Annotated in this window: 22 protein-coding genes; 14 read left to right on the forward strand and 8 right to left on the reverse strand. The window is 39.3% G+C overall.

Annotation, left to right across the window (positions count from 1 at the left end):
- Window positions 1-3: 3 nt before the first annotated feature.
- Both H5160_RS05990 and H5160_RS05995 read left to right on the forward strand, forming a co-directional pair.
- Complete coding sequence (locus tag H5160_RS05990; RefSeq protein WP_039488287.1) at window positions 4-1,245, forward strand: glycerate kinase; 1,242 nt, start codon at window positions 4-6, stop codon at window positions 1,243-1,245.
- 74 nt (window positions 1,246-1,319) lie between these two features.
- Entirely contained in the window at window positions 1,320-2,477 is a 1,158-nt protein-coding gene (locus H5160_RS05995; RefSeq protein WP_002957728.1) for an ROK family transcriptional regulator, read from the forward strand.
- Between the two features lie 285 nt (window positions 2,478-2,762).
- Here H5160_RS05995 and H5160_RS06000 read toward each other — a convergent pair whose 3' ends face one another.
- From H5160_RS06000 to coaBC, 3 genes are all read right to left on the reverse strand, one after another.
- Entirely contained in the window at window positions 2,763-5,531 is a 2,769-nt protein-coding gene (locus H5160_RS06000; RefSeq protein WP_182737062.1) for a prolyl oligopeptidase family serine peptidase, read from the reverse strand.
- 140 nt (window positions 5,532-5,671) lie between these two features.
- The gene (gene slmA / locus H5160_RS06005; RefSeq protein WP_004335558.1) at window positions 5,672-6,259 is read right to left on the reverse strand and encodes a nucleoid occlusion factor SlmA; all 588 of its coding nucleotides are present in this window, start codon (window positions 6,257-6,259) and stop codon (window positions 5,672-5,674) included.
- Window positions 6,260-6,370: 111 nt separating this feature from the next.
- Window positions 6,371-7,564 carry a bifunctional phosphopantothenoylcysteine decarboxylase/phosphopantothenate--cysteine ligase CoaBC gene (gene coaBC / locus H5160_RS06010; RefSeq protein ID WP_182737063.1) on the reverse strand — a complete coding sequence of 398 codons (1,194 nt, stop codon included), beginning with the start codon at window positions 7,562-7,564 and terminating at the stop codon, window positions 6,371-6,373.
- 144 nt (window positions 7,565-7,708) lie between these two features.
- On the opposite strand from coaBC, the gene radC reads away from it, so the two are divergent.
- The 3 genes from radC to rpmG all read left to right on the forward strand — a co-directional run bounded on the left by radC (window position 7,709) and on the right by rpmG (window position 9,061).
- Window positions 7,709-8,383 (forward strand): DNA repair protein RadC, encoded by a 675-nt coding sequence (gene radC, locus H5160_RS06015; RefSeq protein ID WP_007581936.1) that lies wholly within the window; start codon window positions 7,709-7,711, stop codon window positions 8,381-8,383.
- A gap of 274 nt (window positions 8,384-8,657) precedes the next feature.
- On the forward strand, window positions 8,658-8,894 hold the full coding sequence (gene rpmB / locus H5160_RS06020) for a 50S ribosomal protein L28 (RefSeq protein ID WP_004335549.1): 237 nt from the start codon (window positions 8,658-8,660) through the stop codon (window positions 8,892-8,894).
- 11 nt (window positions 8,895-8,905) lie between these two features.
- Window positions 8,906-9,061, forward strand: a complete 156-nt coding sequence (gene rpmG, locus H5160_RS06025) for a 50S ribosomal protein L33 (protein WP_004335545.1) — start codon at window positions 8,906-8,908, stop codon at window positions 9,059-9,061.
- Between the two features lie 202 nt (window positions 9,062-9,263).
- On the opposite strand, the gene H5160_RS06030 is transcribed toward rpmG, so the two are convergent.
- Entirely contained in the window at window positions 9,264-10,190 is a 927-nt protein-coding gene (locus H5160_RS06030) for a manganese-dependent inorganic pyrophosphatase (protein ID WP_004335532.1), read from the reverse strand.
- Between the two features lie 118 nt (window positions 10,191-10,308).
- Between H5160_RS06030 and H5160_RS06035 the strand changes: the two genes are divergently transcribed.
- Both H5160_RS06035 and mutM read left to right on the forward strand, forming a co-directional pair.
- Window positions 10,309-10,824 carry a hypothetical protein gene (locus tag H5160_RS06035; protein WP_004335529.1) on the forward strand — a complete coding sequence of 172 codons (516 nt, stop codon included), beginning with the start codon at window positions 10,309-10,311 and terminating at the stop codon, window positions 10,822-10,824.
- Window positions 10,824-11,633: a bifunctional DNA-formamidopyrimidine glycosylase/DNA-(apurinic or apyrimidinic site) lyase gene (gene mutM, locus H5160_RS06040; protein WP_004335526.1), complete on the forward strand. Its 810-nt coding sequence runs from the start codon at window positions 10,824-10,826 to the stop codon at window positions 11,631-11,633. Before H5160_RS06035 ends, mutM begins: the two co-directional genes overlap by 1 nt.
- Window positions 11,634-11,702: 69 nt before the next feature.
- Here mutM and H5160_RS06045 read toward each other — a convergent pair whose 3' ends face one another.
- From H5160_RS06045 to H5160_RS06060, 4 genes are read right to left on the reverse strand one after another with little or no spacing between them, the layout of a single operon-like run.
- Window positions 11,703-12,203: a DUF3299 domain-containing protein gene (locus H5160_RS06045; protein WP_004335523.1), complete on the reverse strand. Its 501-nt coding sequence runs from the start codon at window positions 12,201-12,203 to the stop codon at window positions 11,703-11,705.
- Window positions 12,204-12,217: 14 nt separating this feature from the next.
- Window positions 12,218-13,459, reverse strand: coding sequence for an ABC transporter permease (locus H5160_RS06050; protein ID WP_182737065.1), 1,242 nt, complete (start codon window positions 13,457-13,459; stop codon window positions 12,218-12,220).
- Window positions 13,456-14,154 (reverse strand): ABC transporter ATP-binding protein, encoded by a 699-nt coding sequence (locus tag H5160_RS06055; RefSeq protein WP_024597019.1) that lies wholly within the window; start codon window positions 14,152-14,154, stop codon window positions 13,456-13,458. Before H5160_RS06055 ends, H5160_RS06050 begins: the two co-directional genes overlap by 4 nt.
- Before the next feature lie 7 nt (window positions 14,155-14,161).
- Window positions 14,162-15,232 carry a CDP-glycerol glycerophosphotransferase family protein gene (locus tag H5160_RS06060; RefSeq protein ID WP_182695555.1) on the reverse strand — a complete coding sequence of 357 codons (1,071 nt, stop codon included), beginning with the start codon at window positions 15,230-15,232 and terminating at the stop codon, window positions 14,162-14,164.
- 178 nt (window positions 15,233-15,410) lie between these two features.
- On the opposite strand from H5160_RS06060, the gene H5160_RS06065 reads away from it, so the two are divergent.
- The 7 genes from H5160_RS06065 (at window position 15,411) to H5160_RS06095 (ending at window position 22,951) form a co-directional block, all read left to right on the forward strand.
- Window positions 15,411-16,514: a phosphoribosylaminoimidazolesuccinocarboxamide synthase gene (locus H5160_RS06065; RefSeq protein WP_182737066.1), complete on the forward strand. Its 1,104-nt coding sequence runs from the start codon at window positions 15,411-15,413 to the stop codon at window positions 16,512-16,514.
- Window positions 16,515-16,636: 122 nt separating this feature from the next.
- On the forward strand, window positions 16,637-17,299 hold the full coding sequence (locus tag H5160_RS06070) for a methylamine utilization protein (protein ID WP_182737067.1): 663 nt from the start codon (window positions 16,637-16,639) through the stop codon (window positions 17,297-17,299).
- A complete protein-coding gene (locus H5160_RS06075) occupies window positions 17,292-19,607 on the forward strand; it encodes an EAL domain-containing protein (protein WP_182712864.1) in 2,316 nt (771 codons plus the stop codon). The genes H5160_RS06070 and H5160_RS06075 overlap by 8 nt, the downstream gene beginning before the upstream one ends.
- Window positions 19,594-20,427, forward strand: coding sequence for a DUF3034 family protein (locus H5160_RS06080; RefSeq protein ID WP_182716626.1), 834 nt, complete (start codon window positions 19,594-19,596; stop codon window positions 20,425-20,427). Before H5160_RS06075 ends, H5160_RS06080 begins: the two co-directional genes overlap by 14 nt.
- A complete protein-coding gene (locus H5160_RS06085) occupies window positions 20,427-20,846 on the forward strand; it encodes a group 1 truncated hemoglobin (protein WP_182716625.1) in 420 nt (139 codons plus the stop codon). The genes H5160_RS06080 and H5160_RS06085 overlap by 1 nt, the downstream gene beginning before the upstream one ends.
- A gap of 105 nt (window positions 20,847-20,951) precedes the next feature.
- Window positions 20,952-22,118 (forward strand): capsular biosynthesis protein, encoded by a 1,167-nt coding sequence (locus H5160_RS06090; RefSeq protein WP_182737068.1) that lies wholly within the window; start codon window positions 20,952-20,954, stop codon window positions 22,116-22,118.
- On the forward strand, window positions 22,118-22,951 hold the full coding sequence (locus tag H5160_RS06095) for a sulfurtransferase (RefSeq protein ID WP_182720739.1): 834 nt from the start codon (window positions 22,118-22,120) through the stop codon (window positions 22,949-22,951). The genes H5160_RS06090 and H5160_RS06095 overlap by 1 nt, the downstream gene beginning before the upstream one ends.
- The last annotated feature ends 355 nt before the right edge of the window (window positions 22,952-23,306 follow it).

The following is a 23,306-nucleotide window of genomic DNA, read 5'->3' on the forward strand; positions in this document are numbered from 1 at the left end:
CTAATGGATTCTAAAAAGTCGTTTTTAATTGATTTATTTACCACTGCGGTAAATGCCTGTAAACCAAGTGCTTGCATGAGTAAGTATTTAGAAAATATAGATGCAAGCAAAGGTTTGTGTGTAGTAGGGGCGGGTAAAGCCGCCGCTGAAATGGCTGCCGAAGTTAATCGCTTTTATGGTGATAAATGTTTTGGCGCAGTGGTAACGCGTTATGGCTACGAAAGTAGCGGCGATACTGGGCGAATTAAAGTGCTTAGTGCAAACCACCCAACACCAGACGATAACAGCTTAGCAGCTGGCAAAGAGTTATTGGAGCTTGTAAAAAATAATCCGGCTGATATTCCTATTTTGTTTATTATTTCGGGGGGCGGTTCGTCGTTGATGTGCCTACCTGTTGATGATGTGCCTTTTTCACAAAAGCAAAAGCTTAATCAGTTTTTACTTAGAAGTGGTGCAAGCGTTGATGAAATAAATGTAGTGCGTAAGCAGTTGTCACTTGTTAAAGGCGGTAAGTTAGCGCAGGCCGCTAAGTCGGATTATGTTACGCTCATTATTTCAGATGTAGTAGGGGACAAACCAAGTGATATAGCATCAGGCCCTACTATTAGCGATGGCAGTACCAAAGCCGATGCACTGGCTATTTTACAAAAGTACAATTGGCCGGTAATAGCAGAGGTTGAAGCGCATTTATTAAAACCAGAGCAAGAACGAGTTGCTGACACCGTGGGGGAGTACTTTATTGTTGCAAATGCGCAGCATGCTATTGATAGCGCAATAGGTGTTGCACAGCATCAAGGCTGGGAAACTCAGGTACTAGGGTATGATATTCAAGGCGAGGCTAAAGAGGTTGCAAAGCAACATGCGGCTATCGCTCTTGATCAAAAAGCCCAAGGCAAGCGCGTTATGTTGTTCTCTGGTGGCGAGCTTACCGTAACCGTTGCTGATATTTATGGCGATGGCGGGCCCAATCAAGAATACTTAATGGCGTTGGCTGAGGCACTTAATGGCGAAGCGGGTATTTACGCACTTGCTTGTGATACCGATGGTGTAGATGGTAGTAAAGATGTAGCGGGTGCGTATATAAATAGCAGTACAATTGCTCGCGCACAAGACGCTGGCGAAAACTTACACGCACAGTTAGAAGGTCATAATAGCCATCAGTTTTTTAAAGCCATTGATGATTTAATTATTACTGGGCCAACTAACACAAATGTGAATGATTTTAGAGTGATAGTGATTGAGTAGGCGCAGTTTGCCCACTTGTTCTTTATAATGGTTTCACGTAATCTTATGCTCCAATTTTGTTAGGGTTAATACCTATGTTTTCGTTAAACAACAGTAACTTATTACGCTCTGGTTTTGAGCTTGGAAAAGGCGAAAAGCTATTTCAAGATATTGAGCGCGATATTATAAAAGTGGTGTTTTGGGAAAAGTGCGTAACCCAAAGTCATATTGTGAGCGCAACTCGTATTCCACAGCAAACTGTGTCGCGTTTACTTAAGTCGTTAACCCAACACGGTGTAATTGTACAAACTGATACGCTAATTCCTAATAAAAAAGGTAAGCCTGGGTTTGGCATTGCCCTTAATCCCGATTACGGATTTACCTTTGGCTTAGCTATTTTGCTTGATGCTATTTCGCTTGCTGTAATGGATTTTACGGGGAAGGTGGTTTACACCCATATGCAGCTAATGTCGGATATGAGCATTAATAATGTGCTTAAATGTGCACAAAAGCTGGTAGAAGATATAAGCGCGGAGCGTGACATTCCAAGTGAAAAAGTACTGGGAATGGGCGTGGGTATCTCTGGCTTTTTTAGCTCAATGGATGGGAAAATGAATACCCACCATATGCTAGAAGAGTGGTCGCAGGTTGATATTATCGATATTGTGTCGCAGCATTTTCAACTCCCTACTTGGGTTGTTAACGATGCTACAGGCGCAGCCGCAGGTGAAGGTGTTGCTGGTATTGGACGCGAGTATAAAAACTTTGTTTATATGTTTGTGTCGGCCGCATTTGGTGGTGGTATTGTAAATAATGGCGACGTACTGCGCGGTACATACGGAAACGCAGGTGAGCTTGGCGACATGCTACCGCCAAAATTATATGCCCACCCCAATCTTGAATTACTAAAACGTATTTTGAAAAAAAATGGCGTAGCGGTTACTTCTATTTACGACCTGCATGACAACTTTGACCCCGATTGGCCAGGTGTTGAAGAGTGGCTGTTTAAAGTTCAAGACTCATTTGATTTAGTGGCAACCTGTTGCTCTGCATTATTAGATGCTGAAGCGATTATTATTGGTGGCCATATTCCAAAAGAGTTGGCTGAAAAAGTTATTGCACGAACTGAGGTTTATGCACAATTTAGACGTGGCGCTAAACGCCCTATGCCAAAGCTGGTGGTATCTAATATTGATAATTTTCCGGTATCAATTGGCGCAGCCACATTGCCATTTAGAGAGTTGTGTTTGTAGCTTAATACCAATCCGCAATAATACTTAATCATTTTGCGGGGCTAAACGTGTCGTTACCTGCGTTAAAAAATTCTCATTTACGACTGCATGGATGCAGAAGGTAGAGCAATGCAGGAGCAATTGCCGAGAACAACTAAATATCGAATTTTTTGCCTAGCTATCAACACGTTTTTCCAGCCTCAAAATAGCTTATTTAATTAAGCGAATTGGTATAAGAAATACAAATTTTAAAAACAAAAAAGCCGATATTGTTTTATGCAATATCGGCTTTTTTGTGTGGGTTATTTACTCTTCAACGAATGCTTCGCCTTGTGTCATCCACTTTGCAGCAGGTTTGCCTTTTAAGTAATGATCAAAGTACTGCATCATACGTACTGAAAAATCGACCTGATTAGGAAACTTTTTCAAGTGGTGTGGTTCACCTTCGTATTGTAAAAAGGTTGCATCTTTACCTGCGCGACGAAGCGCTAAGTAGTACTGCACGCTTTCATGCCAAGGCACAGCATCATCTTTATCGCCAGACATGATTAAAATAGGCGTATTAACTTTGTCTGCAAAAAAGACCGGTGAGTTTTCTATATAAAGCTCTGGTGCTTCAAATAAGTTTTTACCTATACGGCTTTGCCCTGTTTCGTATTGAAATTGACGTGCAAGACCTGACTTAAGCCGAATGCCACTATACGCGCTGGTCATGTTTGATACTGGCGCACCTGATACAACCGCTTTAAACATATCTGTTTGGGTGATCATAAACGCACTTTGATAACCTGCCCAAGAGTGACCCTGCAAACCAATTTTGTTTTTATCAGCTATGCTTAAATCTATTAATTTTTGGGTGGCGTTTATCATGGTTTGCGTTGACGATTTACCTGGGTGACCTATTTCAAAACGAATATCAGGTAAAAATACCGCATAACCGTTTGAGGTAAACATAGGGAAGTTAGGGCGATGGTTTAATTCCATTTTAGGAAAATCAAACATACGCTGGCTCATGTAACGGTAAAAATACACAACCACAGGCACTTTATCGCCTTTTTTATAGCCCGCTGGTTTTATTAGTACGCCTTGTAGGTCTTCGCCATCAAACCCTTTATAGCTTATTAGCTCTGGTTTTTCGCCCCACGCAAAATTACTAATTTGTGGGTTTAGCGTGGTCACTTGTTTTGGTGCGCTAAAGCTAAAATCTGTTTGGTAGTAATCAGGAAATTGGCTATAAGTTTGCGAGGTAAATAAGTACTTGTCAGCCTTTTTGGCTTTTTTAACCATATCAAAGCGTTTATTACCGCTAAGCACCTTAGTTAGTGTGTTAGTGGTTAAGTCGAGCTTTGCAACTTCACTTTGTTTAGTTTGTAAGTTAATAGCAGAGACAAGTAATGTATCGCCTTTTTTAAAGCCCACTTGGGTTTTATCAAGCTTAATAGCACGGTACTGCGTATTGCTTTGCTTACCATTAGTTAGGCGTTTAGCTTGCTTAGTTTTTACATCAAACGCCCAAATATCGTATTTACTATAAGCAAGCACTTGGCTGCTATCGGTCATCCAACCTGCAAAACCATAACCAGGTTGAGTAGATGGGTAGTCGTGTTTATCATCAGCAAAGGTTGCCTGAATCGCTTTTGTAAGCGGTGTTACTTTATTATTTTTTAAATCTTTTAACTGTATTTGGCTATCGCTAAAATAAGCTGCAAACTCACCATTAGGGGCAAGGCTCGGTCTAAACGGGTAGTTACTTATAATTGGAGTTTGTTTACCGGTGTGTATATTTACTGCAAAGTAATCAGCAAAAAAACCGCCGTACATTATTTTTTCTAGGTAGGGGATGTTAGATGAGCCAAGTAAAGACACATCTCGCTGAGGGTTTAGTGCAACCTCGGGCATGTTTGGTGTACTAAGTTGCGCAACTTTTTGCGAGTTAACGTGATACACCGCACTGTAATGGCGATTTTTATTAACTTCGTTCCATTGCTGCTCTTCACGTGGTTTTATTTGCGCATCGTTGTTGTGCCATACATTAAGACCTTTATGCTCACGTATGGTATCAAAGTCGTACAATGAAGCTTCGTCGGTATACTCTTTAGCTTTTACTTTAGCTGCTAATTTTGGATGGTTTTCAAAATATAAGCGCTCGCCATTTTCTGACCATTCAAGGGTGGCTGTTTTCCCTAACGTCCATGTTTTATTAGGTGAATCTATAGTTGAGAGCTTCTCGTTTTTATATAGCTGTAAAGTGTAGTTTCGGCGGCGTGTGTCATCATTTACATAGTTACCCAATGTAAACGCTGCAATATTGTCAGTGGGGTGCCACGCTATTTTATTTGCGATTACGCCCGGTTCATCAATTAATACGCTGCTATTAAAGTCACTGAGCTCAATTAACGCTATTTGGTTGTTATTACCATCGCTGTAACTTTGACTCACTAATAGCTGGCTGTTAGCTGAGTTAATAGCGTAGCTAAATACGTTTTCTATTGTATGGGTGCGTTTATCAGATAAATTTACGATAACAAGCGCATAGCTCTTATCTTTTTTATCGGACGTGATAGCGTTGTCTTCTTCGTTTTTAGTGCTATCGGTTTTATCTTCTACTTTTGCGTCATCGTCTTTTTTATTTAAACGATAAGCAAGCCACATACCGTCATCAGATAACGTGTAATCTTTTACATTAGCAAAGCTTTGTTGGGCACCTGATTGTGTGTTTACGAGTACCAGATTGTTTTTAAGTGTGTCTTTTTTTTTGGTTGTTTCTTTTTCAAGTAAGGTAGGTACTTGTGTAAAAGCGACCCAGTTAGCGGCTTTATTAATATGAGGCTTAGTGCCGCGTTCTACTTCTGCGATGAGTGTATTGCTTTGTAGTGAGTAAACTTGACCAGTTGCATTTCCACGATACGGCGTTGCACTAAAAGTGAGTACTTGACCATTGTCAGATAGTTGTGTGCTTTTAGCTGATTTAAAACTAAATACGTCTTTAAATTGTAGCGATTCTTTGGCGTGTATGCCGGTGCTAGTTAAGCTGGCAACGAGTGCCGTGCTTAATAAGGTGAGTTTTGTTTTCATTATTGATTCTCGTATTATGACATTGTTTCATTGTAACGAGTTTGGTTCATAATTCGAGCGGATCAGATAAATGGCAGCTACATACGACAAAACGACCCGCAGGTCGTTTTTTAGTATTCAATTTATTAATTTAGCAAACATTACAGCCAAATTTTTTGTAGCTCAAGCCATTGTTTTTCAAATTGAACACTAGGTTTTGCTTTAAAGTCGCTACGTACAAACTGATTCATTTTGCCTTCAACGTAGGCAAGTAAAAAGTTTGCAAGTGTAAGCTCATCACTTTGAAAGTTTTTACCTTCACGTAATTTGCGCTCACGAAGTACTTGTTTAAACTGAGTTTCTAGTTTTTCAAACAAGGTTTGTACACGTTCGCGTAAACGTTCTTGCTCACCTTGCAGAGCATCGCCCGTTAAAATACGAGTAATACCTGGGTTTTTTTCAGCAAAGGTTAGAAGTAATAATAGAATGTTATAAATGCGCGTTTGGCTTTCTTTTTCGTTTTCAATAATAATATTTATACGAGATAAAAGGGTATCTTCAATAAACTCAATTAAGCCCTCAAACATACGCGCTTTGCTCGGAAAGTGACGGTATAGCGCGGCTTCAGACACACCCACCTCAGCAGCTAGTTTTGCTGTAGTGATGCGTTGGCCTAAATTAGTTTCTAACATTTGTGCGAGTGCTTGCAGTATTTGCTCTTTGCGATTACTTCTTTTTGTCGCAGGCATGAACATTCCTTTTTATTAGTTATTCTTAGTGGCGCAGTTAAGAACCCTAGTCATTTTTTGTTCAAATGATTGGCGTATGTTAATGTTTTATTCAGTTTGTTTCCAGCCTTTTTATAGATGTTTAGCCAGCTGTTCGATCACCTTGCGAGCTATTTCTACTTTACTTGTTGTTGGTAATTCTAGTTGTTCATTGTGCCAGTACAGTGTTAAAGCATTATGATCGGAATTAAACCCTAAGCCACTTTTTGATACGTCATTAGCGCAAATCATATCTAGATTTTTATTTTGTAGTTTACCTTTAGCATAGCTTTCTACATTTTGAGTTTCGGCGGCAAATCCAACCGTATAAGGGCGGTTTTGTGTAAGGTTTGCAATAGCTGCAATTACGTCAGGGTTTTTAGTTAAAGTAAGGGTGAGTTCGTCGCCTTGCTTTTTCATTTTTTGAGTCGCAATGTTTGCAGCTCGATAATCCGCAACAGCAGCGCAACCTATAAAAGCATCAGATTGTGATGCATAGGTAAGTGACTCAGTTAATAGCTCCTCAGCGCTTTCTATATTAATAAGGTTTACGCCAGTTGGGGCTTTTATAGTGACAGGGCCCGAAATTAAATTAACCTTAGCACCGAATTGCAAAGCTGCTTCTGCTAGTGCATAACCCATTTTTCCAGAACTGTGATTTGATATAAAACGTACCGGATCGAGAGGCTCACGCGTTGGGCCTGCAGTTATTGTAATTGTTTTTCCTGCAAGTAATTGCGGTTGCTCTTTTGCTGTACATAGTGCAACTAGCTCATGTGGCTCTAACATGCGCCCAGCGCCGATATCGCCACAGGCTTGTTCACCTTTACCTGGGCCCCAAATAAGTACGTTACGTGCTTTTAATGTGGCTAAATTTGCTTGTGTAGCTGCGTGTCCATACATTTGCTGGTTCATGGCTGGTGCTACGGCTACTTTTGCAGGCGTTGCTAGCAGTAACGTTGTTAATAGGTCGTCAGCAATGCCCGCTGCCATTTTTGCAATAATATTGCAGGTAGCTGGGGCAACTAAAATTAAGTCAGCCCATTTTGCAAATTCAATATGCCCCATTGAAGCTTCAGCAGAAGGGTCTAGTAATGAGTCAGAGACTGTTTCTCCACTAACGGCTTGCATGGTCAGTGGTGTAATAAAGTGTTTAGCTGATTCAGTCATAACTACTTTTACTTCACAACCAGCGTCTTTTAATCGCCTAACGAGTTCTGCGCATTTATAAGCTGCAATACCGCCGGTAATACCTAGTACAATTTTTTTGTTTGTTAAGTTAGTCATGAATGTTCATCAGTTTTTATTAAATATTGGGCTTAAAATAACAAATCTTTACCCGTACAGCGAAGTTTTTTAATTCGAAATAACAGGCTAAATTTTAAATTTGCATTACATTTATAAGACACTTTCGCCTCTCAAGGATGAACAATGCAACTTACTTCACTTCCAAACTCACTTCGACCTCGTGAAAAACTCATCGCGAAAGGAGCTAAAGCGCTTACTGATGCTGAGCTCCTTGCCATATTTTTACGAACAGGGTTACCAGGAATGAATGTAATTGAGTTGGCTCAGCATCTATTAAATGAAAATAAAACCCTACATAATTTGTTTAATGCCAGTATTGAGGAGTTTTGCTCTCAAAAGGGGTTAGGGACCGCTAAGTATGTGCAGCTACAAGCTGTATTAGAGCTAAGCCAACGTTATATGCAGGAGCGTTGCCAACGAGATGCAGTGTTTAATTCGCCTAACTCAGTTTATGACTATCTAACAATTCAAATGCGAGGCTTGCAACAAGAAGTATTTATGGTGTTATACCTAGATAGCCAAAATAGATTAGTAAAAGACGAAATACTTTTTTATGGCACAATTAATTCTGCCAGTGTTTATCCGCGTGAAGTGGTAAAGGCTGCCCTTAAAAATAATGCAGCCGCTGTTATTTTTGCGCATAATCACCCAAGTGGTATTGCAGAACCGAGCCAAGCAGACAAACTTATTACTAATAAATTGCAGCAAGCACTGCAATTGGTCGACATAAGTGTGCTCGATCACATCATTGTTGGTGGAGAAACCTGTGTTTCGTTTGCCGAGCGAGGCCTGATTTAGCTTTGTTAGACACATAAGTGTGTTAAAAATGAGCTGTTTAACGTGTTTTGGCAAATTAGTTTAATTTAAATGCAGTTTTTACTTTCCCTAAGGGCATTCGATCTTTATAATTAGCCGCTATCAAATTTACATATATGAGCTGATTGGATAGATCAGTGTTTGATCTTTGCCTGTAAAAGCTGTATAAAGAGCGCCCTTCGATTTATCTCTAGGGCGGAAATACACGGCCTTAGATTAAATTAAGCTCGAGCGAAGTTATTGGAGATATATAGACATGTCTAAAGTATGTCAAGTTACAGGTAAGCGTCCAGCGGTTGGTAATCACCGTTCACACGCGAGAAACGCGACTAGACGTCGTTTCCTACCTAACCTACAAACACACCGTTTTTGGGTTGAAAGTGAAAAACGTTTTGTAACATTACGCACTACTACTAAAGGTATGCGTATTATCGATAAAAAAGGCATCGACACGGTTCTTACAGAAATCCGTGCTCGCGGCGTTAAAGTTTAAGGATCTGAATCATGCGCGATAAAATCCGTTTAGTTTCAACTGCCGGTACTGGTTTTTTCTACACTACTGACAAAAACAAACGTAACATGCCTGAGAAGATGGAAATCAAAAAGTTTGATCCAAAGATTCGTAAACATGTTCTTTTTAAAGAAGCTAAAATTAAGTAATTTTAGTTCTTCTTTTAGAATTTAAAAACCCAGCTTAGGCTGGGTTTTTTGTTTTTAAACTATGATTAGCGAATTGACATAAAAAAACCTCGTTGGCATAACCAACAAGGCTTTTAAATCAAAAAACGTTATACCAATAGCATTAAATTAGTGATTTATTTAATGCGATAAAATAATCATGTTTTTAATAAAATTGGTATCATTAGATTTTTGTGAATGCATCTTGTAGTGGTGGTACTACTTGCTTTTTACGGCTCAGTACACCATCTAACCATACTTTATCATTCTCTGGTTTTACACCGTAAGCCTGCTCAACTAAGTTTGCATCGTCAGATACAATTAGCATTTCTGAGCCTTCTTTCATTATATCGGTAAGCAGTAAAAATACAGAGTGGCGGTTGCCCTCAACTTTTAGCTTAGCAATATCGGCTGCAAGGTCTGCTTTAATATCGTCAAAAACAGCAAGGTCGATTACTTCTAGCTGGCCAATGCCTACTAGGTTACCGTTCATGTTGAAATCTTTAAAGTCACGCATTACTAAATCACGTGCTGGTGTGTCTTCTACCGCAGATTTAACGCGGAACATATCCATACCAAGTTCTTTAAAGTCTTCGATGCCTGCAATTTCAGCTAGCGCTTCAACACATTTAATATCGGCTGTGGTACATGTTGGCGATTTAAATATAACTGTGTCGCTTAAAATTGCACACATCATGATACCAGCGATGTCTTTAGGGATTTCTACGTTGTAGAAGTCATACATCATTTTAATAATGGTGTTTGAACAACCAACAGGACGAATCCAACATTCAAGCGGAGTCGATGATGTTAAGTCACCTAATTTATGGTGATCTACCACACCAACAACGCGAGCTTGGTCGATATCATCAGGTGCTTGTGTTTTTTCTGTGTGATCTACAATATACACATCTTCACCAGCGTAGCTTAACTTAAGCTCTGGTGCTTCAAAACCAAATCTATCAAGGATAAATTGAGTTTCAGGTGAAACTTCACCAAGACGAGTTGGAATTGCTGGCTCATCAATTTGGTTTTTTAAATAAGCCAGTGCAATTGCACCACAAATAGAATCTGAATCTGGGATTTTATGGCCCACTACATACATAGACATTGACGGAACTCCTTTAAATTTGCCGATATTCTAACAAAGTCTGCGGCCTTTAACATATAGACAGCGCAATTAAGTTTTAGTTACACTTTAAAATCTTGAATTTATTAGGTGTATTTATATGCGACTGGGCCGTAAAGGTTGGAACAACGTTATAATATTTTCGATGTTGATTATGATCTTCTTTTTAAATGGCTGGCATAAGCAATTTTTAGGAGGGGAGGATAAACCAGCGTTACAAGCTGTACTCCCCCAGCAAAGTTTTGTACTTACACTGCAATTTGTTGATCAAAAAATTGAGCGAATAGGAACAAGTTGGCGTACAACACCACTACAAAAAGATATACCGCTCGTGTGGAAAGCTTCTGAGCAGCAGCTTAGTGATTTAGTTAACCAATGGCAAAGCGCGGCGCTAATGGGGGTTAATGAGTCTGTTGTTTTTAATCCTAATGCACCTTTATACGTTGCTACATTTGAGTTGGCTGGCGAAAGTATGCCGTGGGTTTATTTGCTCTACAAAGGCGATGGACAATATTATTTACTCGAAAAGAGAAGCCAGCGAATACTCGCACTCGATTTAAAAACTGCTCAGCAGTTATTCCCTAGTTTTGATTTTTCACAAAGTGAGTCTAATTAATGCCTGAATTACCAGAGGTAGAAGTGAGCCGAATGGGTATCACTCCCCACGTACAAAACCAAGTTGTTACAAAGGTAAATATTTACAATGCCAGTATGCGCTGGCCAGTGCCCGATGATGTGTATCAACTTGAAGGGCTAATTGTTACAAGTATTGAGCGACGAGCTAAATATTTACTTTTACATTGTGAGCTTGGGAGCACTATTTTACATTTGGGTATGTCAGGTAATTTGCGTGTAGTAGATAAAAGTGAGCCGCTTAAAAAGCATGACCATGTAGAGTTTATTTTTGGCAACGGTAAAGCGCTGCGCTTAAACGATCCTCGTCGTTTTGGTTGTTGCTTATGGCAAGAGCCCGGTGAAGTGCATAAGCTACTCTCTAAGCTTGGTCCTGAGCCGCTTACCGATGATTTTTTTGCTAAACGCGTGTACGAACAATCGCGCAATAAAAAAGTACCCGTAAAGCAATTTATTATGGATAACGCAGTGGTGGTTGGTGTTGGTAATATTTACGCGAATGAATCGTTATTCAAAGCGGGTATACATCCAAAGCGAGAAGCGGGAAAAGTATCGCTCAAACGTTATCAAGCACTTATCCCTATTATAAAAGACACGCTTGCGGCGGCTATTACACAAGGTGGTACAACGCTTAAAGACTTTGCACAAAGTGATGGTAAGCCTGGGTATTTTGCCCAAGAGTTATTAGTATATGGGCGCAAAGGTAAGCCATGTATGACGTGCGAAAACGAATTAGAAGAAATTAGATTAGGGCAACGCAGTACTATTTTTTGCTCAAATTGCCAAAAGTAGTTATTTGAATTTTACTGACTCTAAATTTAATGAGATTTAAGGGCCAGCTTTAAAAGCGGGCCCTTTATTTTAAAGCTCGAACGGTGCTACACCGACTGCCTTCATTTTATATCCTACCTGCGCGATTTCGCCCGACCATGTTTCTGTGCTTATTATTCCGGTTACAACGATTGCGTCGTACAGACTATCTATAGGCACACCACCTTTAATCGTTACATGGACTATTTGATTTGGCGGTGGTGGTGGTACGTGTATACAGGCGCCAAAATAAGGCACGAGTAAAAACTCAGTAATGACTTCGCTATCGCCCTCAAGTGGCACAACAAAACCTGGCAAACTTACCGATTGACCATCAAGCGCTTTTACCACTGGAGCATCTAAATCGGGTTGCACCCAGTTTTGATCGCTGCCTTCGTGATTAGCTTGTGCTTGAGTGTCTATTTGCATATGACCTTTGGGAATTAAGTCTTCCCAAAAAATTTCTTTTGGTGGATTGGCATAGCTCGCTACGCTTATAAATAATAAGCTAATAGCAGCAATGTATTGAAAAGCTGTTTTAAAAAATGTCATAAAATACCTAAAAATTATGCTTTTATACTCATGCCATCGCTGAGTGAATAAAAATAAGCGCGAGTAGCGGGTATTAAGCCAATAACAAAACCTGCGGCCATAATAACCCCGATTAAGCCCAGTTCATAGTAAGAGAGCATTGTAATATTTACGCTTATACCGGCATGGCTTTGTAAGTAACCGCTGGCTGAAAAAATAACTAAATAGTAAAGCGCACTACCCACTAGGCAACCAAGTAAAGTTGTCAGTAATGACTCAATACTTATAAGTGTAAATAAATGCCAAGGGCGAGCGCCTACTGAGCGCAATATAGCAAGTTCGCGACGTCGCTGGCTCAGATTTGCAAGCAATGTCGTTAACATACCAAGTAAGCTAACTAACACGACAACAGCTGAGAATAGTAATAGTATTTTTTCTACTATGGCGAGCATTTCCCATAACTCTTTAAGTGTTACGGTTGGCATAATGCCAAGCAGGGCTTCTGGCTTATATTGATTTATATTGCGCCTAATTTGTAATGTGTACAAAGGCGAATTAAATCCCATTAAAAATGCTGTAATTTGCTTAGGGTGACCGACTAGGTTGTTATGTTCGTCATGCTCATGCTCATGGCTCGCTTTACCGCCGTGAATTAAATCGATTGCAGCCAAAGGAATGTGCAGCGTTTTATCAACTGGCGTGCCTGTTGGGTTTAAAATGCCGACGACTTTAAATGGGTTATCGTCATGATGATGAAAACTGGTGTTCCCCATGCCGTGCGATATAACAATAGAGTCGTTAAGTTTGTAGCCTAGTTTATTTGCAACTTCGCTACCTAGCACCACTTCGTTAATTGCGGCAAAAGGGTGGCCTTTGTTAAAGGTTAAATTTTGTTTTTTTGCAAAGCGATAATGGCTAAAGTAATCAAGTGTTGTGCCTAGTACCGCTTGGCCTTTATGGCTGTCGCCTAGGCTTATAGGTATGCTCCATTTTACGCCTCGCTGACTTGTTATGTATTGATAACTTTTCCAACTTACGCCGTTATTAGTATGGCCAATTCTAAATACTGACGAAAGCAGCAACTGTATATCGCCGGTACGCGCACCAACAATTAAATCAGTGCCCGAAATAGTATTACTAAAACTACTTTTAGCATCAATTCGTACACGTTCAATACTCAAAAGTAGCATTACACTAATTGCGATAGTAAATAATGTAAGCAGTACACTTGCGCGGCGATTTAATAAGCTTTTGTAAGCAAGTTTAGCGAGAATCATACCTGCTCCTGCAAATTTATAAGATCAATGGAGCGGTTAAATAAAGGCTTTAGTGTTTCATCGTGGCTCACAAATACCAACGTACTATTAGATAACTTTGCTTGTTCAAACAGTAGCTTTATAAAGCTCTCACGGTTATTTGTATCGAGTGCAGATGTGGGCTCATCGGCAATTATTAGTTCAGGGCTGCCTATAAATGCGCGAGCGGCAGCAACGCGCTGTTGCTGTCCAATACTCAGTGTCGCTACATCTTTATGGTGATACTGGGCAGTAAGGCCTAAAGCATTTAATAACCGTATCGCTTCTTTTTGTAAGGCAGAGTTTTTATTTGATGATTTCTTTAATATTTTTTGTTTTCGGCTTTTTGAAAACTCACACCCAAGCGTTATATTTTCAATAGGAGTTAAATAAGGAAGCAGGTTAAAGTTTTGAAAAATGTAGCCAATGTGATCCGCTCTAAAAACATCACGGGTGGTATTGCTTAATGTAGTTAGGTTTTGGTCTAAAATTGATACCTCACCGCTGGTGGCTGTATTAATGCCAGCAAGAATCGCTAATAAGGTCGATTTACCTGAGCCACTAGGACCGTGTAAAAAAATATGCTCACCTTTTTCTATAACTAACTCTTTTATGTTGAGCGTGGGTGAGCTATCGCTTTTATGCCACTTAAAAGTTACGTTTTTCAGGTTTATCATTATCCGATTACCAACCCCAGTAGTTTAGATCTTTACGCATTTTTAGCTGTCTTATTATATTTAATGGCTTGGGTTTTAGTTTTTCGTTACTTTGTAAAAATTCATTAGCTGCATTTAATACGCGTTGGCTAGATTGGCCATCGGTATACGGATGAAGTTCCTGGCAATAGCTTTCAATATTTTGCATTAAATCACTAGGTTTAGTAAGCACGTGTTCAATAGCTGCTTCTACTTCATCTGCGTCGGTAATATCAAGTAAATGAGGAAGTGGTTTTTGATTACAAAACGTGACTACCGGTTTACGTAGTAGTAAAAACATTAAAAGAACTGACGATGTATCGCAAAGCATAACATCAGCAGCTTGCAGTAACGGCAAAACGTTATCGGTTTCAATAAATGTTAGATTTTCGTTACTCAGCGCTTTATATTTATTAACCCATTCGGCAGGCATTTTAGGATGAAACTGCATCAAAATACGCCACTTACCTTGCTCACTAAAATGTTTTATTTGCTCATATAATTTAGGAGCAAGTGATAGCTTTCGTGAGAAAGTAGAGCATATAAGTAAAGTAGGGCGAGGGTCGTCGCTTACATAAGGATTATTTGAAGTGTTACTAAAAAGTGGATCGAGTGTTGGCCAGCCAGTTTCAGTTACTTTAAAGAAACCATGCTGCTTAGCTAGCTCTTTAAATCGGGTTGTTGTATTTGGGCCTTGCGTACAATATAAATCGTAACAACCACGAATAGTAAAATGACCACGATTACCTTCAGAGCTGCGCTTTTCAGAATTAAAACCATGAAATACAGCTACTTTTTTACCCGGAATAAAACTAGGTACTATATTTCCCGGTATAAATGTAATGTTTGGAGCCCAGCTTTTAACATCTTTTATGGTATGTAAACGTGGCTCGTCTGTGGTTAAAAAATCGGGGTTTACTTCGCTACCCGCTAAAAACCAGCGTACTTCACCACCATGTGTCAATATTTGCGCCTGCAAAGGTCTCAAGATAGCGTATGAATAATTCTGAGAAATATACATTAAGTATTTTTTATTTTTAGTGGCAGTTAAGTAGTTCAAGCTATCTCCTCAGGCTGGTTAGCACATTAAGTTTACCCCATTGCGACTCGCTTATAAATATATGCCTTTATTTGTTTTAAGCATCCGATTGAGCTTTGAGGTTGGCTAGATTATTATACAGCCCATATAACCCCATACCATACTTTGCTCAAAGAGCATCCCTAACCCCGGAGATAGCATGACTAGCTATAAAGTTTTAGACGTAAACGATGATTTACCCATTCGTACCAAAGGTGAAGTACACAGCGGTAAAGTTCGTTCAGTTTATTGGTTAACTGATGAAGACAGCGCTCGATTAATTAAAGACAAAGGCTACCAAGTACCGACTGGTACTGAGCTTGCTATTATGGTTATTTCAGACCGAATTTCTGCATTTGATTGCATTTGGCAAGGCGAAAACGGTTTAAATGGCGTACCAGGTAAAGGTATAGCTTTAAACTCAGTGGCAGCCCATTGGTTTAAGTCATTTGATAAAGCGGGTCTTGCGGGCAATCATATTGTTGATATTCCGCATCCGTATGTGTGGATTGTACGTAAAGCCAGTACAGTAAAGGTAGAGGCAATTGCTCGCCAATATATTACGGGTAGCATGTGGCGCGATTACGCTAAAGGCATACGTAACTTTTGTGGTATTGAATTACCAGAGGGTTTAAAAGCGAACCAAAAGCTTGATAACGTTTTAATTACGCCGTCAACAAAAGGTATTATTGAAGGCGTTGCTGATATTCCGCCTGTTGATGATGTAAATATTACTCGCGCTAATATTACTAATAACTTAGATGTATTTAACTTTAAATCGGCAGATGATGTAACCAAATACGAAAAACTGTTAGTTGAAGGTTTTAAATTAATTAGTGATGAACTAGCGAAGCTTGACCAAATTTTTGTAGATACTAAATTTGAGTTTGGTTATGTAGAGGATTTAAATGGCGCGCAACAGCTTATATATATTGATGAAGTAGGCACGCCTGATTCGTCACGTATTTGGGATGAAGCCGCTTACAAAGACGGTAAAATTGTTGAAAATTCTAAAGAAGGCTTTCGTCAATTACTGATTAATAACGTGCCAGAGAGCGACGTATTATTAAATAAAGATCGCATGAGTGAGCGTGAGCAGTTAGCTAAAGATTATATTTTACCAGAATCAGTAATGCTTGAAGTGTCAAACACCTATGTTGGTATAGCGAGTAAAATTGTTGGCAGAGATATCGTGATCCCTGAAGATCCTCGCCAAGAAGTTATTACTATTTTAGATAACGATTACGGATTAATTGTTAAATAACAGCACTTAAGTGCTAATAAAGCCAGTAACTAAATCTTTATTTTTAGTTACTGGGCTATAATTCTTGCAATTAGTGCTCGTCTCTAATTAACTTAACCTAATATTAATGTTTAGGTATTGTTATGTTTGAACGGGCATTGCAAAAGTTTGCTAAAAGTCATTACTTTTTAGCTATAGGTTTGTTTTTTAGTCAGTTTGCTTTAAGTGCAAATGTTGAATTAGTAATAGAAGATCAACACGGCCAAAAGTTATCAGGTGCTGTGGTTGAGCTTAATATTGCTGGTAAACAAGCCACACCATCAAATTTGCCCATTGCTATAATGGATCAAGTCCATAAGCAGTTTTTACCCGAATTATTAGTTGTACAACAGGGTCAAAAAGTTAACTTTCCTAACAGCGATAATATTCGCCATCATGTTTATTCTTTTTCACAAGCTAAGCCTTTTCAACTAAGATTATATTCAGGGCAACCAAAAGAGCCCATTACGTTTGAGCAACAAGGGGTTGTTGTTTTAGGGTGTAATATTCATGACTCTATGGTTGGCTATATTTATGTAGCTAACAGCGAATTCGTATATAAAACAGATAAAAAAGGCTATGTAAATTTGCCTATTAATACACTGCCTGTACAAGTGAGTGTGTGGCATCCATTACAAACAGCACCATTGGAGAATAAAAAAATGATAACAATTAATTCTCAAAAACAGTTACAGATAACAGTAAACACATCAACTCCAGCACCCAGAAATACCTTTGGTAGTAAGTTTAAGGCTGGTAATGACTAATAGTTTACGAAATCGCATAACCATTTTATGTGTTGGCTTAGTGTTATTAACCACTATGGTCAGCTTGTTTAGTTTTTGGTGGTCTACGAGTAAATTTCAAGAAGAAAAAGTAAATCAAGATATTACCGTAGCGCAAAATGTTTATAAGCAATATTTAAAGTCAAAAGAAAGCCTACTGTTAACCGCTGCAAAAGTACTCACCTCCGATTTTGGTTTTAAGCAAGCTGTAGCAACGCGAGATGCAGGTACAATCAGCAGCGTGTTGTTTAATCACAGTCAGCGTATTGATGCCGAATTAATGTTGTTACTTGATTTATCGGGTAAGCTAATTTCCGCCAATACTGACGAAGACGTTTTTGCACACAACTTAAAGCCCTTGATGGAAGAGCTTTTAAGTGCGCCAGAAGAGTCTAGTTTTGTGGTGCTTAATAACGAGCTGTATCAAATTATTTTATTACCTGTAAAAGCGCCACGTACAGTAGCCTATAGTTTGGTGGGCTTTAAAATTGACGACAATGTAGCCCATGAACTAAAAAGCTTAACAGGCATGGATGTAAGTTTTATAGGCAGTGCTGACGATATTGTTATTAGCTCATTAGCTAATCGTCCTGAGCAATTTGAACCTGTTAGCTATTTTAGTACCGTAACCACATCGCGGTTTTTTGGTGAGTATTTAGTGTTTCGTAACCGAGAAATAGATTTACCATCGTTGTTGACCCATCCCATAATTATTTTGCTGAGTGCCGATTTAACACAAAGTTATAGTGATTTCGAAAAACTGCTTTTTACACTTATTATTTTAGCTATTTTAACTATGTTTGTAGGTGTTATTACAAGCAGCATATTTGCAAATAATTTAACTACGCCACTTACTCAACTAGCTGTAATAGCAAGGCAATTTGCACAAGGGAATTATGCTTTTGAATTTAAAGGCCAAAGGCAAAGTACCGAAATAGACACGCTAGTCGCAGCGTTTGATAGCATGGGTAATGATATTAATCAGCGCGAGCAACAAATTAGCTTTCAAGCCCGTCACGACTCCCTAACAGGCTTTTATAACCGCTCAGCAATGCTTGAGGTGCTTGATGATGAGTTAGATTCATCAGCCGAGTACACGCTCGTTGCAATAGACATAAAAGGTCTTCGCCATATAAACGATAAGCTCGGTCCGCGCATTGGTGATGACTGCCTAAAGGCCGTTGCTTGCAGAATAAGTGAGTTTTCGGATGAGTTAGGGGGCTTTCATGCCCGTATTGGCGGCGATGAGTTTTTAACTGTGTTTCCGACTGCGGCAGCGCGTGAACACAAAAGCGGTATTGTTGGCTTAATGGCACAATTACAAGCGTGCTACACCATTCAAAAACTAAAAATTAACTTACGCTTTAGTGCAGGCATTGTGCAGTATCCTACACAAGGTATTGCAAGTGATGACTTAATGCGCCGTGTGCTAATTGCAGTTGAAAGTGCTGCAAACACACAAGAGAGCATACATTACTATCAAAATGGCGAAGACGAAGCGCACTTAGAGCGCTTAATAATGCTTGATGAACTAAAGCAGGCTATTAGTGATGACGATGGTCAATTGTTTATGACTTATCAGCCAAAATTACATTTGAAATCGCAAAAAATAGATAAAGTTGAGTCGCTTATTCGCTGGCAGCGAAAAGATGGTAGCTGGGTTAATCCTGAACTGTTTATTGACTTAGCCGAGCAGTCGGGGCTTATTGTTGAGCTTACTGGGTGGGTTGTTAATACGGTTGTAGCACAAGTAGCTGATTGGCAGTCTAAAAATATAAACTTACAGGCTGCAATAAATGTATCAGCGCAAGACATAGCATTTCCGGGCTTTCACGCTGCATTAGTTCGCACGCTTAAAAAGTACAAATTAGATTCTAAGCTGATCACTATTGAGCTTACTGAGCGCGATATGATCGAAAACGAAGAAAAAGGTATTAAAGCGCTCGAAAACCTAAAGGCAATTGGCGTTAAAATATCATTAGATGATTATGGTGTAGGGCAAACATCACTTGGTAGATTAAAAATGCTGCCTATTGATGAGCTTAAGCTAGATAAGTGCTTTATCCTAAAACTTGATGAATCGCAAAAAGATCAATTTATAGTGCAATCATCAATTACGTTGGGACATCAGCTAGGTTTCTCGGTTGTAGCTGAAGGGGTTGAAACGCTTGGCTCATTAAATTTACTTAGAGGCATGCAGTGCGACCATGCACAAGGCTATTACTTAAGTCGGCCTTTAAAAGCAGAACTATTAGAAGAATGGCTGGAGGAATACTATGCAAAAAATTAAATACTTATTAGCAAGTTTGTTTTTAATAGTTAGTGTGCCGAGCATTGCAAGCAATGGAAAACTGCTAGCTACGCCGGGAGTTTCTCAAATTGAAGGCAGTGGCGGCGGGGGGATTGTACCGTGGGCACAACTTGCTGGGTACGCAAGTGATGATGAATTTTCGGTAAATGGCTTTTGTAGTCGCGCAGATGTAACCGACTACACACTTGACGTATGTGGTGCACAACTTAATTTATTTAATCGTGTTGAGCTTAGTTATGCCCAACAGCGCTTTGATGTACCAGCACTTGATGCTGAAATAGAGCAATCAATTACAGGTGCTAAAATACGTTTGTACGGCGATATTGTTTACAGTGATTGGCCACAGCTTAGCTTAGGGATTCAGCATAAATCACTGGATGATGGCAGTATTGCAACACTTGTAGGCGCAGAAAAGACTAGCGGTACTGACTACTACCTCGCTGCTAGTAAATTACATTTAGGGGCTATTGCTGGCTATAACTGGTTTTGGAACGTAACTACAAGATACAGTGAAGCTAATCAACTTGGTTTACTTGGTTACGGTGGAGAAAATACTAGCGGAAAAGTATTATTTGAAGGCAGCACAGCACTATTTTTGAGTCGCGAAATAGCCGTAGGTGTTGAGTATCGTCAAAAATCAAATAACTTAAACTTAGGCGAACAAGATTGGAAAGACTTATTTGTAGCGTGGATGCCTAACAAGCATGTGAGTGTGACTGCGGCTTACCTTGATTTAGGAAGCATTGCAGGGGCTGACGATCAAACAGGTTGGTATTTATCGGTTACAGGGTATTGGTAATGAAAAGCGTTGGTATTTTTTTGATTTGTTTAGGGTTGCTTAGTGGGTGTGCAAATTCTACTAAGCTCTCACTTTATCAAAAGCTGGATGGTAAAGCGGGGATAGGCAGAATTGTTGATAGCTTTATCTATCAAATAGGCAATGACGAGCAGATAATTCATTACTTTGAACACAGCAATATAGCGTACTTTCGCCAAGGGTTTATTACTCATATGTGTATGTTAGTAGAAGGCCCATGTACATACGATGGCGACTCTATGGTAGCAATCCATACAGGTATGCATATTACAGAGAAAGACTTTAATCATGTGGTTGATTTACTTATAAATGCAATGAATGAGCAGAACATTAGCCATAGTTTGCAAAACGATATTCTCTCTAGAATGGCACCACTTCGTGGTGAAATTATAAAAATGTAGCCATAAAGGCTTTAAAGTAATTATTAAGTAAAGGGAACCTTGCTTTGATGTCATTGTCCACTTAGAATTATTTCATAAAAACAATAATTGGCAAATATAGCTTGTATGGCTTATCTATTCATCTCTCGCAAAAATGTACACGCAAAATACTATAAAAAAATAATCAAAAAATTGTCGATGGATTGCCAATTACATATCATGGGAGCTCCTAAGCTTTCTGCTGTTAAGTATTTAAAAGATGCGTTTCAAGTTAATTTTACTGATGTAGTTAACTCTCAGCTAAAACGCAAAAGAGCACGTAATGCTATCTGGAATAGTCCTATTATTGCTGCTGTTTACAGTGCTGGGTTAGTTTTATTTGAACGATTACGATACGCCAAGTATTTAGCCTTATTAACCGAGACTAATCCTGACTGCATTGTTATTTGGAATGGCAATAAACTTCCAAATACAACCGTTGCTATGGCTGCAAAAGCATTAGGTGTAAAGCAGTTTTATTATGAAAATGGTTTACTACCCGGTACAAGCAGTTTAGACCCTAATGGTATTAACTATTATGCGTCGTTAAGCCGTGACCCTTCTTTTTACCTAAATTTTGACCCACAAAATAAGTTAAACTTTTCTGCGCCGGATTTAATTCCAAGAGCTGATCATAAAAAGCGCTGTGAATTTGAGTGCGCCGATGTGCCAGAACGCTATATATTTGCGCCTTTTCAAGTACCTCACGATACTCAATTAGCTAGCTTTTCTCCGTGGATAAACTCTATGGACATGTTTTACGACGAGGTGATTAAAGCCGTCAAAAGCTTAAATGATCCAAGTTTAAAAGTGGTTTTTAAAGAGCATCCGTCGTGGCATAAACATTACGCTCATCTTTATGAAAAAGATCCGATTGCAATTTTTGCTAATGGAAATCAAACGAGTGATTTGATTAAGTGCGCAGAAGCCGTATTAACGATTAATTCAACGGTCGGCTTAGAAGCATTACTGCTAAATAAACGAGTTTTAACTCTTGGACAAGCCTGTTACAACATTGAGGGCTTGGTAAAGCATGCGAGCACTGCCGAGCAGCTTGCAGCAAATCTGAACGAAGTAATGCAGGGCTGGCAACTAAATACATTATTAAAGGATAAGTTTTTTAGCTTTATTGAACATGTATATTGTATTCCTGGCGTTTGGAAACACACTGAAGATAAACACATTAAAGCGATTGAAGCGCGTTTTACGGGTAATGATGAGTTTGCTAAATATCATGGTGATAAGGAATCGTAGTGAAAAACCTAATTAGCTGTCAGCAATTACACGAGCAAATTAATAATCCTGCATTAGTGATATTTGATGCAGGTATGCTGCGCCCAGGTGTTTTGGGTACTTATTCGCCACAAGCAATGCTGCCCAACGCTAAACGTTTTGACATAAAAAATGAGTTGGCCGATAGATCTAACCCCTTACCAAGTACGGTATGCAGCGAGCAGCAATTTACTCATGTTATGCAAAATGCAGGCGTAAATAACGATTCGTTCATAGTTGTATACGAAGATGGCGGTTTATTTAGCGCAGCAAGGGCGTGGTGGATGTTTAAAGCTATGGGGCATCACAACGTAAAAGTACTCAGTGGTGGCCTTAAAAAGTGGTTAGAGAGTGGTTACGCCACACAGCAAGGTTATAGTAAATCGTTAGGTAAAGGTGATTTTACGGCAAGCTATAATCCTGAGTATTTTATCAATAGCCAACAAGTGGTTGACGCAATTGATGAGCCCAGCATTGTATTGCTAGATGCACGTGCTTATAAGCGTTTTACAGGCGAAGAAAGTGAACCCCGAAAAGGCATGCGTAGCGGGCATATCCCAAATAGTCGCTCGTTGCCTTTTATGGATTTACTTAATAAAGGTGAAGCTAAACCACTTGCCGAAATTAAAGCGATATTTAGTGACGTGGTTGATGATGCGCGGCAGTTACAGTTTAGCTGTGGCTCAGGTATTACAGCGTGTGCTTTAGCGTTATTTGCTACTGAATGTGGTTACAGTAATTTAAGCGTTTATGATGGTTCGTGGAGTGAGTGGGGTGCAAGTGATTCATTACCCATCGCCACAGGAGAAAAGTAGATGTGTTGTGGGTTTAGAGCTTGCTCACGTTAAAGCCGCAGCGTCTCTAAACCTCTTTGTAAATAACAGTATTTAAAAATATTACTCACAAGGAGAAGTGAAAGAGAAGAAAATGAGAAGGTAAAAACCAGTGCTTGCTCGTATTTGAATACTCTTTTTATACAATCACTTACTCTAAAAGCGCAGCGCCTCTAAACCTTCTTGTGAATAACAGTACTTAAAAATATTATTCACAAGGAGAAGTGAAAGAGAAGAAAATGAGAAGGTAAAAACCAGTGCTTGCTCGTATTTGAATACTCTTTTTATACAATCACTTACTCTAAAAGCGCAGCGCCTCTAAACCTTCTTGTGAATA

The organism is Pseudoalteromonas sp. SG43-4 (genome assembly GCF_014164325.1).
In the GTDB taxonomy this organism is placed as follows: domain Bacteria; phylum Pseudomonadota; class Gammaproteobacteria; order Enterobacterales; family Alteromonadaceae; genus Pseudoalteromonas; species Pseudoalteromonas distincta.